General features: G+C 36.5%; 9 protein-coding genes. 4 read left to right on the forward strand and 5 right to left on the reverse strand.

Annotated features, from left to right (window positions below):
- The first annotated feature begins 4 nt into the window (after window positions 1–4).
- A complete protein-coding gene (locus GUB10_RS07385) occupies window positions 5–649 on the forward strand; it encodes a gluconate 2-dehydrogenase subunit 3 family protein (RefSeq protein ID WP_193710797.1) in 645 nt (214 codons plus the stop codon).
- A 251-nt stretch (window positions 650–900) separates the two neighbouring features.
- Here GUB10_RS07385 and GUB10_RS07390 read toward each other — a convergent pair whose 3' ends face one another.
- Window positions 901–1,773 carry a diacylglycerol kinase family protein gene (locus GUB10_RS07390; protein WP_193710798.1) on the reverse strand — a complete coding sequence of 291 codons (873 nt, stop codon included), beginning with the start codon at window positions 1,771–1,773 and terminating at the stop codon, window positions 901–903.
- Between the two features lie 68 nt (window positions 1,774–1,841).
- Between GUB10_RS07390 and GUB10_RS07395 the strand changes: the two genes are divergently transcribed.
- Together GUB10_RS07395 and GUB10_RS07400 are read left to right on the forward strand one after the other, a co-directional pair.
- Window positions 1,842–2,807: an App1 family protein gene (locus GUB10_RS07395; RefSeq protein ID WP_193710799.1), complete on the forward strand. Its 966-nt coding sequence runs from the start codon at window positions 1,842–1,844 to the stop codon at window positions 2,805–2,807.
- Window positions 2,808–2,866: 59 nt separating this feature from the next.
- The gene (locus tag GUB10_RS07400) at window positions 2,867–4,993 is read left to right on the forward strand and encodes a Tex family protein (protein ID WP_193710800.1); all 2,127 of its coding nucleotides are present in this window, start codon (window positions 2,867–2,869) and stop codon (window positions 4,991–4,993) included.
- A 136-nt stretch (window positions 4,994–5,129) separates the two neighbouring features.
- Here the strand turns inward: GUB10_RS07400 and GUB10_RS07405 are convergent, their stop codons facing one another.
- The 3 genes from GUB10_RS07405 to GUB10_RS07415 all read right to left on the reverse strand — a co-directional run bounded on the left by GUB10_RS07405 (window position 5,130) and on the right by GUB10_RS07415 (window position 9,258).
- Window positions 5,130–6,479, reverse strand: coding sequence for a M28 family metallopeptidase (locus GUB10_RS07405; RefSeq protein ID WP_193710801.1), 1,350 nt, complete (start codon window positions 6,477–6,479; stop codon window positions 5,130–5,132).
- Between the two features lie 139 nt (window positions 6,480–6,618).
- Entirely contained in the window at window positions 6,619–6,906 is a 288-nt protein-coding gene (locus GUB10_RS07410) for a YtxH domain-containing protein (RefSeq protein ID WP_193710802.1), read from the reverse strand.
- Window positions 6,907–7,044: 138 nt separating this feature from the next.
- Entirely contained in the window at window positions 7,045–9,258 is a 2,214-nt protein-coding gene (locus GUB10_RS07415) for a bifunctional alpha,alpha-trehalose-phosphate synthase (UDP-forming)/trehalose-phosphatase (protein ID WP_193710803.1), read from the reverse strand.
- A gap of 96 nt (window positions 9,259–9,354) precedes the next feature.
- Here GUB10_RS07415 and GUB10_RS07420 point away from each other — a divergent pair, with 96 nt between their 5' ends.
- Window positions 9,355–11,154 carry a glycoside hydrolase family 15 protein gene (locus GUB10_RS07420; RefSeq protein WP_193710804.1) on the forward strand — a complete coding sequence of 600 codons (1,800 nt, stop codon included), beginning with the start codon at window positions 9,355–9,357 and terminating at the stop codon, window positions 11,152–11,154.
- A 219-nt stretch (window positions 11,155–11,373) separates the two neighbouring features.
- On the opposite strand, the gene GUB10_RS07425 is transcribed toward GUB10_RS07420, so the two are convergent.
- Complete coding sequence (locus GUB10_RS07425; RefSeq protein WP_193710805.1) at window positions 11,374–13,146, reverse strand: mechanosensitive ion channel family protein; 1,773 nt, start codon at window positions 13,144–13,146, stop codon at window positions 11,374–11,376.
- Window positions 13,147–13,178 lie beyond the last annotated feature (32 nt).

Consider the following 13,178-nt stretch of genomic DNA (forward strand, 5'->3'; position numbering starts at 1 on the left):
GATTATGAACAGAAGACAGGCATTAAAAAACATAGGACTTGGAGCCGGAGCTATAGTTGTTGGCCCTGCAACATTAAATCTTTTGCAAAGTTGTAAAGGTGAATCCGGTTCTAATTGGGAACCCGTTTTTCTAAGCGTTTCTAATGGTTTTGCTTTAAAACAAATATTGGAGGTAATTATACCTAGAACAGATACACCAGGAGCAGAAGACCTAAACATTGCTGAGTTTATAGATTCTTATATGCAGGAAGTAGCTTCTGAAGAACGCCAGAAGAATTTTAAAGAATCTGCCGATGCTTTTTCCAGAGCTTTTAAAAGTCAGTTTAATAAAGAAGAAAGTGAAGGCAGTTTAGAAGAATATGAACAAATTGTGGCCAAATATTTAAAAGCTACGCAAGCAGAGAGGGATGAGATAGCAAAACGAAATACCGAGACCCAGGATCCACAGGATAAAGATTTGGAAATTACGTTAGATGCCGATGCCGGTTCTCTTGCCTATTTGCAAGAAGTACGTAATATGGGAATATGGGCTTATAAAACCAGTGAAGAAATTGGTGAGAATGTAATGTGGTACGATCCCATTCCGGGAGAATATATTCCTTGCGGTCCGGTTGAGGACTTAGGTGGCGGAAAGGCCATGTCTCTTTAAGTTTAGGAAGCTAAGTATATAAAAATATGCCCTCGCAATAATTTTTGTTGAGGGCTTTTTTATAATGTTTGGCTAATTGCGTTCAACCCATAATTGAGACTTGATGCTTCAGGGCTTGCCTCGAAATCAAATAATATTTAATCCCTTTTGGCTTGACACGGGGTAATTAACATATTCCCTTTTTTGAAGCAATGTTGAGAAGCTATATAAATGTTTGTTTAAATAGTGATACAGATTGTTTCACGATATTTTTAGGTCATTATTGACAGTTTTTCAGGAGAAATTTTGACATAAATTTCTTCTTCTTCACCAATATATTCACCATCAATTTGAAATGAAACCGGATTTTTACAATAGACTCGTGCTTCTTTTAAAGGAATTATCTCTACAAATTCAGAATTCACTTCGGTTTCGTTACGTAGAGTTTTTAAGATTTCAAGCATATTGAAATTCTTAAACAAAAGAAGCTCAAAAACACCATCATTAATTTTTCCTTTAGGATTTACATTGGCACCGGTGCCATATTTTTTTGCATTGGCAAAAGCCAGTAAGATTCCTTCTTTGGTAAAGCTTTTATCTTCCATTTGAATCTCAAATTCAAATGGATATTTACTATACAATAGGGTGGGGATAGACTGAAGAAGATACCCCATTTTTCCCCTAATTCGAGATTTTTGATAGTTTTTTATCAACTCGGCATTTATTCCCAGGTCTCCCATGTGCAAACATAGCTCGCCATTAATCTCCAATACATCCATTTTGGTTACCGTGTTTCCAAAGGCAATATTTAGTTGTTCTTGTAGATCATTTGGAATACCTAAATTAAGGGCAAGCCCATTAGCTGAACCGGCCGGTATTATGGCAATAGGTGTTTTGTGCGGTAATAATGCTTCGGCTACCAGCTTTATAGTTCCATCGCCACCGGCAATTAGAATCCTATCAAAGGTCTCTGAGGCGACCAAATTTTTAATTTTCTTTTGATCATTCTCACCGGTTGTCTGGTAAACTTCTAGCTCTGCATTTAATTTACTAACCTCCGACTCAATTTTTTGATTGATATTTCTTTTATTAATCCCGCCCGAAATGGGATTTACAATCAGTAAAACCTTATCTATTTCTTTCATATAGCTTCAAATATGTTCTTAAAATTAATTATTTTGGAATTAGAAAAATTCAATAAAATTCTAAAATTTTGAAATTAGATCTAAAACTTTATCGCGGTTACGTAAATGACCAGGAGCTTAATGTATATGGACATTTATTTAAATCGTGGGCGCCAGATAAGTATAAGATGGATAGGCGCGGACTTAAACATGCGGTGGCCATTATTCATATGTTTCGCATTAGTCCTTTAGAAAATAAAGAGATCACTTTAAGGTTTAGAGATATTGAGGTTACTACTAAAACCTTAAAAGATGGCTATTTTAGGTTTTCCATTCCATTTTCTGAAGATTTAAAAAGTGGTTGGCACGAATATGAGGTGAGCTGTAATATTAAAAATTTTGGAATGATAGAAAAAGGTGAGTTTTTAAAGCCTCATCCTTCTAAATATGGTATTATTTCAGATATAGACGACACATTCTTAATCTCCCACAGCAACAGTGTTTTTAAGAAACTTTACGTCATGTTGTCCAAGAATATCAATAAACGCCAGACATTTGACGATGTGGTAGAACATTACAAACAATTAAGCCGGGCTGGCCAGGATTTAGAACATGCCTCCAATAGTTTTTTCTATGTTTCCAGTAGTGAGTGGAATTTATATGAATTTGTGAATGAGTTCGCTAAAATGCATGAACTACCCAAAGCGGTCATAAAACTTAAAAAGATTAAAACCAGGATTTCAGATTTTTTATTTACCGGGCGGGGAAGCCACGATCATAAATTTGAAAAAATAAAAGATATAATATCTTTTTATCCTAATATTCCCTACGTTCTACTAGGCGATGACTCTCAGAAAGATGCTGATATTTATGAGCGTATTTGTAAAATTTTTCCGCAGAGCTTAAAAGCGGTTTATATTAGGCAAACGGGTAGAAAGAAAAAACCTAATATCACTGAAATTCTTAGAAACATTGAAAGTCTGGGGGTTAGCATTTGTTACTTTAAACATAGCCATAAGGCTATAGAACATTCACGGGAAGAAGGGATTATTTAATTCTTTTGAACCCTATATTTGCTAAAACCTACATATTATATAATTTGAAATTGCAATAATTGAAAGTACAGGACTATATACAATCTCGCACAAAGCTGGCTGCTAAAAGCATACAAAACACCATCTCACTTTTAGAAGCCGATGCCACCATTCCGTTTATTTCTCGTTATCGGAAAGAGGCCACAGGAAATTTAGATGAAACTGAAATAGAAAAGATTTCTCAACTGCTTAGTACTTTTAAGGAATTGGAAACCCGAAAAAATGCCATCCTTAGATCTATAAAAGAACAGGAGGCATTGACCGAGGCTTTGGCCGATAAAATAAATAAGGCCACAACCTTAGCTGAAGTTGAAGACCTTTATTTACCATACAAAAAGAAACGAAAAACCAAAGCAGATACTGCCAGGGAAGCCGGTTTAGAACCACTGGCTAAAATGTTAATGGCCCAGAACTCACCGAATATAGAGAGATCTGCACAACAATTTATTTCCGGAACAATAAAAAGTAAATCTGAAGCATTCGTCGGTGCCGGGCATATTATTGCCGAATGGATTAATGAGAATACTTATGTGAGAAATTCTCTTAGGAGGTTGTATACTCAAAAGGCCTTGCTAAGTACAAAATGGGTGAAAAAAGAGGAAGAACATCCTGAGGCACCAAAATTTACACAATTTGAGAAATGGGAAGAACCACTTAAAAGAATCCCTTCCCATAGATTTTTAGCAATATATCGTGCCGAAAAATTAGGGATTATTAAGCTTAAAGTTGAAGTCGATAAATTTGATGCTTTAGCCATAATTGAAAAGGCAGTAATTAAAAATAAGGGCTTTTCGGGAGTAAAGTACTTAAAGAATGCAGCAGAAGATGCTTTTGCGAGATTGCTTAAAAAATCTTTTGCAACCGAATTTCTTAATGATGCAAAAGAAAAAGCCGATGAAGATGCGATTGCTGTTTTTGCGTCCAACCTCGAGCAATTATTAATGGAAGCACCTTTGGGAAGCAAACGAATTCTGGCTATAGATCCCGGTTTTAGATCTGGTTGCAAAATTGTTTGTTTAGATGAGCAAGGAAATTTACTCTACAATGAAGCCATATTTCCCCACCCGCCACAAAAGAAAATCGATGCTGCTTCAGCGAAAATTAAAAGCCTGGTAAATGCGTATAAAATTCAAGCTATTGCTATAGGGAACGGTACCGCTGCGAGGGAAACCGAACAGTTTATTAAAAATGTTTACTTACCTAAAGAAGTATTGGTTTTTACGGTAAATGAAGCTGGCGCATCGGTATATTCGGCTTCTAAAATAGCCAGGGAAGAATTTCCTAATTATGATGTTACTGTTCGTGGCGCTGTTTCTATTGGCCGAAGATTGAGTGATCCGCTTGCTGAATTGGTGAAAATTGACCCTAAAGCTATTGGGGTAGGGCAATACCAACATGAGGTAGATCAAACAAAACTTAAGGAAAAGCTGGATGTAGTGGTTAAGCGTTGTGTAAATAAAATTGGAGTAAACCTAAATACGGCTAGCAAGGAATTACTTTCTTATGTTTCAGGAATTGGCCCCGGATTGGCGCAAAATATTCTGGAATATAGAAAAGAAAATCACCATTTTGCGAGTCGAAAGGAGTTGCTAAAAGTACCAAGACTTGGTGCAAAGGCTTTTGAGCAAGCAGCCGGATTTTTAAGAATTAGAAATGCTGAAAATCCTTTAGATAATTCGGCAGTACACCCCGAAAGTTATTTTATAGTTGAAAAAATGGCTAAAAGAAATGGTTTAAATCCTGAGGAATTTATAGGAAACAAAAAGGTCTTGGGAAATATAAAGCCCGAAGATTATGTTACGGGAGATTTAGGAGTCCCCAGTTTAAAAGATATTTTGCAAGAGCTAGAAAAACCGGGTGTAGATCCCCGGGCCAGGAAAAAGCCTTTTAGCTTTGATTCTTCTATAAAAACCATTGCCGATCTAAAACCGGGTATGCGTTTACCCGGCATTGTGAATAATATTACCAATTTTGGTTGCTTTGTGGATATAGGAATAAAAGAGAGCGGACTTATACATATCTCTAAACTGGCGAATGAATTTGTGAGTGATGTAAATACCGTGGTAAAATTAAATCAGGAAATGGAGGTGACGATCTTATCGGTTGATGAGGATAAGAAGCGAGTCCAACTTTCTTTAATAGATTGATATAATGTAGAATATAATCAAAGCAAACCTCGCAGATTTTCAAATCTGTGAGGTCTCTTTATCAAAGTTTTTTTAATGCTTTTTATCGGATTTTTCCGAGGAGAATTAATTTCCAGTTTTGTTTTCTTGTTAAAGTTTAACGAAAAACTCCTGAAGGGAAAACCACCACACTTTCGTGACCATCTTTTCCTACACTTGCAACTCCAAAAAAGTAGTTGTCTATTACGATTCCATCCAGGGTAAATTCATTTACATTACCCACAAAACGCGAGTATTGCCATTGTGCTTCGGTAGTTTCCCTCCAATAAATTTTATAACCTGCAATTTCACCTTCAACTTTATCCCATCTTAATGTTGCCGAGGGTTCTACAATTCCTCCAATCTCTACATTTTTTGGGGCGGGTGGAGCCCAGGCCAGACTTGCCATATTTATGGCGTTTACTGCGGTAAGCTTTTTGGCATAATCAAAATTTACACCGGCTACCACATCGCCATATTCTATTCCATTTTCAGTACGAATATCCTGGTGCTGCCGATTATAATTTTCATGTGCTTCCATAATTCTTATTCCGGCAAACCCCAGATCGTTAAAAGGACGATGGTGACCACCCCGGCCAAACCTGTCTAAACGATAAATCATCATCGGGTTCATTTCGGGCATATAGGTTTCTGTGGTTGTATGTACATAGCGAGCAAGTTGACGTGAAATACCATCTACCTCGCCGCCGTAAAACCTACGTCTGTTTCTTTCCCTATCTGTTTCATTTGGAGGAACGGATTCAGAAAATATTCTAAAAGTACGATTATCAATTACGCCGTCCACTCCTTCAATATTTCCAATCATATCGTTGTTAAGAACACCAATAATTTCCCAATTATTGGCTTTAGCATATTGGGCAAGGCCTTTACCTCCAAAAAGCCCCTGTTCTTCTCCCGAAAGTCCTACATACACTATGCTATTTTCAAATTCGTATTGTGATAAAACCCTGGCGGCTTCCATAGTACCGGCCATCCCACTGGCATTATCGTTGGCGCCGGGAGCATCGGTTTTAAAATCCATGGTATTGCTGGCACGAGAATCTATATCGCCGCTCATGATGATATACCGATTAGGATATTTTGTTCCTTTTTGAACAGCTACTACATTTACCACCCAGGCATCGTGAGGAATCCGGTCTCCATCTGCTGTGGTCACAAAATCTTTTTGATAAAAAACATCCAGGCAATTATCGCAATTTTTAGAAAGATAGTCGAATTCTGATTTTATCCATCTTCGTGCTGCTCCAATTCCGCGTGTGTCAGAGACGGTGTCACTGAAGGTATTCCTGGTACCAAAACCGGCAAGTTTACGAATGTTAGCTTCAATACTATCGGCAGATACATTTTCAATAATATCGTAAATGCGCTGATCGGTTTGTGCGTTTGTTTGCTGAATTAGTAATCCTGAAAATAAGGCTAGGGCAAGGGTGGGTATTTTTCTAAGCATAAAACAATTGTGGTTTAAGCTTCTAAAGTACCCAAAGTTTCTTTGATATCACAAAGAATTGCGAATTTGGTAATACTATAAATAAAAAATCCCGGAAATTTTACCGGGATTTTTTATCACATTCTATTTAAAATAGAATTTAGCTGGCTTTCATATTATGAATTTCAGCTTTTGCTTCGTGTGCTTTTTCGTCAACTTTAGATTTAGAAAGGCTAGCTTTGGTTTTGTTCTTTAAGGCATCTACTTTATGACTTAGAGAATTTGAAAATTCATTGAATTTTCCTTTAGTTCCTTCCAATGCTTCATTGCTTGAATCTGAAATCGCCTTTCTCGTATCTGCTCCTTTTTTAGGGGCAAATAATACTCCTAAAGCTGCACCTACAGCTGCTCCTGATATTAATCCTAATAACATTTTTCCTGATTTCATCGATCTAAGTTTTTAAGTTTGGTTCGTATAATTGTTCAATGTAAAAGTAGAAGATATTAGAATGTTTGCCATATTTTAGGAGTTAAGTTATGCATAAACTTTTTTGATAAATGTCAAGGATTTTAACAGTTTCAAAGCTTAAGAGTTTTCCGCAAATTTATTCAGAATATTCCTTACTCTAGAGGTGTCTTCTACATAATAGCGGGCACTGGTTTTTTTCATCCCAACTTTAACCGTAAAAGATTCTTCAGGGAGTTCTTCAAACATATATTCATCTGTCCAATCATCTCCAATAGCAAAAATGAAATCGTACTTTTTACCAACTAGTTTTTTGTTGGAAGCTTTTCCTTTATTAACTCCGCTACTTTTTATTTCAAGCACTTTATTTCCCTCAAGAACGCTAAGTCCGTGATTAGAAATCAACTCTTTTAAAACATTAGAAAGTTCATTAGCCCTTATTTCTCCTAATTCCGGATCGGCTTTTCTGTAGTGCCATGCCAATGAATAATTCTTATCCTCAATAAAAGTACCGGGTGTTCTATCTACAAAGGTTTCGATTACCGGTCTTACCGTACTCATCCAATCGTTATTTACATTTTCAGAAAGTTCCCATTCCGAGTTTTTTTGACGCATCCAAACACCATGTTCCGAAATAAGTTCTACAGGAATTTCCTGCCACCAGGAACCCAGGGTGTCTTTGTCCCGGCCACTAATAAGGATTACATCGGTATTTTTGGATTCGTTTAATTTATGAACCAAATCAATTAATTCTTGATCGGGTTTCGCCTTCTCAGGCTTGTCTGTAAAGTTCACTAGAGTTCCATCGTAATCAAGGAATAGGATTCTACTCTCTGCATTTTTAAATTTCTCCAAAATTTCATCTGAAACTTTAGAAGATATCCTTGTAGCTTTAAATGCTTCTCGATCCTGACTTGTGTCTTTTAGTGCCTTCATAAAATCATTGGCCCATTTTTCTACGCTGTAACGTTTTAATCGCTTTTGAAGTGTTTTATTTCGTTGCTGTTGTTCTTCTTTTGGCATTTCTATAGCCTGGATTAAAGCTTCTGAAATTTGCTGGAAATTATTGGGGTTTATTATTAATGCTTCATTCATTTCGTGAGCGGCCCCGGCCATTTCGCTTAAAATAAGCACCCCGGTTTGGTTTATTCGGGTAGCTACAAATTCTTTGGCTACCAGGTTCATTCCATCTCTTATTGGCGTTAATAATGCAATGTCGCAACTGGTGTAAAGATCTATTAAGTTTTCAAAAGGCATAGAACGATAGAAATACCAGATGGGAGTCCAGCTTACTGTAGAAAATTTTCCATTTATTCTTCCTACCAACTCATCTATTTCCCTTTTTAATCGTTGATATTGAGGAACATTAGATCTTGAGGGCACTGCAAGCATTACCAATCTCACTTTTTCAATAAACTCTGGGTGGTTATCCAGGAAATATTCAAAGGCACGAATTCTGTTGGCAATTCCTTTTGTATAATCTAAGCGGTCTATGCTTAAAATAAGTTTTGCATTAGGGGTCTCGCTTGCATGATGATCTAACCGCCTTTGTAATTCTGTACGCTGTTCTTCAGTATTTTTAAAATGCTCATGGGCGGCATTTTCAAATTTCTTATAGTCTATACCCATGGGGAAAGAATCTACTTTTACAATCCTTTCCGGAAGTGTGATTTCATTAAAATTCACCTGATGCCGTAAAATTCGGCTTACCGAACTTAAAAAATGTCGCTCATAATCATAGGTATGAAAGCCTATTAAATCGGCGCCCAGTACACCTTTTAACACTTCATCACGCCAGGGTAGTGTTCTAAAAACTTCATAAGAAGGAAAAGGAATATGATTAAAAAAACCAATAGTTGCTTCGGGTTGTTTTTCCCTAATCATATTAGGGACTAAAAGCAATTGATAATCGTGCACCCAAATGTGATCACCGTCTTTATAATGTTTCAGTACTTCATCTGCATATTTTCTATTTACGCTTTTATAGGTTTCCCAGTGCTCTTTATCGGCTTCGGTATATTCCATAAAATAGTGAAAAAGCGGCCAAATAGTTCGATTGCTGAATCCAAAATAGAAACCTTCAATTTCTTCTTCACTAAGATTTACCGCAACACAATTTTCTTTTCGGGCTTTTTCTTTAACATCTTTCAAAAGATTTTCCGGGATTTCTTCTTTTGTGAGTCCGCTCCAGCCTATCCAAATACTATCACCATCCTTATGGAAAGATTTTAAGCCGGTTGCCAGTCCGCCAACACTTGGAGTGACCTCCAGATGATTATTTTCTAAACTAATTTGTAAGGGTAATCTATTGGAAATTATTATCGTTTTACTCATAATTAAATGTGAATGGCGTTGTTGCGAATTTGATTTTTATTAAATTTCCGAAAATCATTTTACACTACAAGTCTTTTTAAAGAATTTTAAGAGTATATGGAGAATTTAGATTACGGAATTATAGGGAATTGTAAAAGTGCTGCATTGATTTCAAAAACGGGATCATTAGACTGGTGTTGTTTGCCAAATTTCGATTCTTCGGCTGTTTTTGCCAAGTTATTGGATGAGAAGGTTGGAGGCAGTTTTGAGTTTATAGTAGACGATTCCTATAAAATTACCCAGGAATATCTTTGGGAAACCAATATTTTAAATACCCAATTTAATGATGGTGAAAATTCTTTTCAGGTTATAGATTTTATGCCTAGATATCCACGAGAAGACGGGTCTTTTTATGCGCCGCCAGATATAATTAGATTTATTCGTTTAACAGGGGGCAGACCTAAGTTTAGAATTAAATACGATCCTCGTTTAGATTTTTCTCGCGAGAAAACATATAATAATCTAAAGGAAAATTATATTAAAAGCTATACCAAAGAAGGTAAGTACGACTCTCTTTTCTTTTATTCCAGTTTAGACCTGAATGACATTTTAGAACAAAACGAGATCGAATTAACCGGAAACGCATACTGCTTAATTGGGTATCACGAGAAGCTTATAACGCAAACTTTAGATCGTTCTTATTTGAAATTTCAACGAACCAAGACCTATTGGATGAATTGGAGTGCAAAAACCACCCGATATACGCATTATGAAAATGAAATAATGCGAAGTGCACTGGTTTTAAAATGCCTTAGTTATAAAAAATCGGGTGCTGTTTTGGCGGCCGCAACCACCTCTTTACCCGAAACTATCGGGGAAGAAAGAAATTGGGACTATCGTTTTTGTTGGATTCGTGATGCCTCTATGGTAATTAAAGTAATGGCCGGCCTTGGGCATATAAAATCGGCTAAAGATTTTCTTCAGTTTATCATAGATATTATCCCCGATAAGGATGAGAAAATCCAGATTATGTATGGGATAAATGGCGAAAAAGAGCTCACCGAGCATATTTTAGATCATTTATCTGGTTATAAAAACTCTCACCCGGTAAGAACCGGCAATGCGGCTTATATCCAAAAGCAAAATGATATCTATGGAATTTTGATGGAGGTAATTTACCAGCAATTTAACCAGTTTGAAACCTCTTTAGAGAATTCTGAAGAACTCTGGACGGTGGTACGCGGTATTGTAAGTATTGTAGAAGAAAACTGGAAAAAGCCTGATAAAGGAATTTGGGAATTACGTACTGAAGACCGGCACTTTGTGTTCTCAAAACTTTTATGTTGGGTAGCAATAGACCGGGCTATAAAAATTGGAGAGGTTTTAAGAATGGGTATTAATGATACACATTGGAAATCTCTACGTGCCGAAATTTATAATGATATTTATAAAAATGGTTGGAATGAAGAAGTGCAGGCCTATACACAATATTATGGTTCTAAAGATTTAGATGCTTCTACTTTACTAATGGAGCAATATGGCTTTATTGAAGCTAAAGACCCCAGATTTGTAAGTACCGTGAAAGCAACCGAAAAAGAGTTGTGCAAAGATGGACTCATGTACCGCTATAAAAATAAAGATGATTTTGGCGAGCCAACTTCTTCTTTTACAATCTGTACTTTTTGGCTTATAGATAGTCTATTTAAAATAGGGGAGAAGAAGAAAGCCAAAAAAATGTTCGATCAATTACTTTCTTATAGCAACCACCTGGGGCTATTTAGTGAAGATATAGACTTTGAAACTAAAAGGTTGTTGGGTAATTTTCCGCAGGCATACTCTCATCTGGCATTGATAGAAACCGCTGCTAATTTTAGCATTGGAACAAGCTCAGAGGAAAGCTGGCTTAGCGAGTTTTAATTAAAAGAGCATTATCTAATTGTGGAGCTTAATTTTTTATTGGCACCGAACACCCCCGGGGCTTCCTCAAAATTAAAAATTTGTTTCCAATGAATGCCTCGTGGGCTTTCCCCGAGATAGTTTACTATAGGAAGAAGTTTAGACAGATTTTATTTTATATAAATCTAAGGCTTCTTCCTGCAAATTCATAGATTAAAACCGGCAGCTACTTTAAGTCAATTATTCGTTTGGTTTTTTAATGTTTTTAGAGTTGAAATGTGGCTCTTTTACCTCTACGCGAGAGCGAGTTAAGTAAATTCCTTTTTCTAACTCTTTAATATAAGCAACCATTTGTTCCCTTAGTTTACAGTGTAGGTCCCAGGCCATAACTGCTGTACTGGCGCTACAAATTGCTCTTACTTTTAAAGATTTTTCAGTCATTTCTGTAACCTGTAATATAGGTGGATGCTCTTTATCCCACTCTTCAGAATTTTCGAGTAATTCTTTGAATTTCATTCTAAGTTTCTCAACATCTATCCTGTAATCTACATAAAGTTCTATTTCATTTAAAGAATGGGGACTGGTTATAGAAAGATTCTCAAAAGTATCAGAAATTATTGTTTTTAAAGGTACCACCAGTCTTCTAAGATCCCAGGTTCTAACAATCATATAAGTAAAACGAATATCCTCAACATAGCCCCATCGTCCTTCAATAATTACGGTATCCCCAATCCTGGCAGGTTTGGTAAGGGCAATTTGAATTCCGGCAATAATATTTCCCAGGGTGCTTTGCGCTGCAATACCTAAGATTATGGTTGCTAATCCTGCCGAAGCTAACATGGAAATTCCAAGTTTCTCCATAGATCTAAATTGAGATAGGATAATGGAGGTGCCAATAATTACCACCGTAAAAGTTAAAATTCTTCTGGCTACCGACAAATAGGTGAAAAGTTGCCTGGACTCATGACTGTTTTCTGAGGTAAGATCGCCAATTTTATGTTCGGCAACGTAGCGCATTGCAAAATCTAATATTCGCATAAAAAACCAGGTTCCGGATGCTATTACAATTGCAAGTAAAAGGGCATAAATAGTACTTGAATAGACCCCGGAATAGGATATGAGTTCATTAAGACTAATATAGAAGAAGAGCACACCCGTAGCTAAGGCAGCCGGAACGCCTAACTTTTTGGATAGAGCCATAATGAGCGGTTTGTTAAATGAAAGGGCAATTCTTCTAATTAAAAGAATAGCTACCTTTCCCAACATATACGAGAATATTAGCAATATAAAAGTTAGCACCGGCTTCCATAGGGGAACGGTACCTATTTTTGCCTGTGACCAGGTTGGCATATAGCGGTCTAAAAAAGTAGGACCGTAGACCTGGTATAAATCTTCAGTATTCTCAACAGTGTTCGCAGAAATTAACCAAAAAGCCCCATAATCTTTATATTTTACTCTTTGTAGCCTAAAAATTATATCACGATTTTCTATTGCTGCCTCGCCAAAAACCACACTTCTTCTGGGGGCACCTGCTACTGCCTGGTTGGTAGTTGTACTAATATCTACCTGCCCGTCTGGCCTGTCTGAAATACCATCCCAATTAATTGCCACGCGCTGATCCATGACAAAATATAGTTTTTGAGCAATGTTAATCGCTTCTTCTTCAGTTAAGTTGTTAGGGAACAAATTAAAATTTAAAGCATAAGCGGCATCTTTAAAATTTTTGTTCCTACAGTTAATTACAAAATGTTCCAGGGTAGCCTGGGGAGTTTGTAAGTTAAATTTGTTTGGGGCTAAACCTAAAGGATTATTTAATCGCGTAAGTTGATAATAGGCCTCATTGTAGTCTTCTAAGCTATTAGGGAGATAGTTTGATTTGTTTGGTTCATTTATTTTTTCTTCTGAAGGAAGCTCTTTGGAATTAGCTACCGAGTCTACTTGAAATGCGTATATTGAAATGGGTAGCAAAAAAATGCTGAAACTTAAAAATAACCATTTTAATTGGTTGCTCATACCTTTTTAATGAAGTTTACTTAAAAATTGCT

This window comes from Salegentibacter sp. BLCTC, from assembly GCF_015143665.1.
GTDB classification, from domain to species: Bacteria; Bacteroidota; Bacteroidia; order Flavobacteriales; family Flavobacteriaceae; genus Salegentibacter; species Salegentibacter maritimus.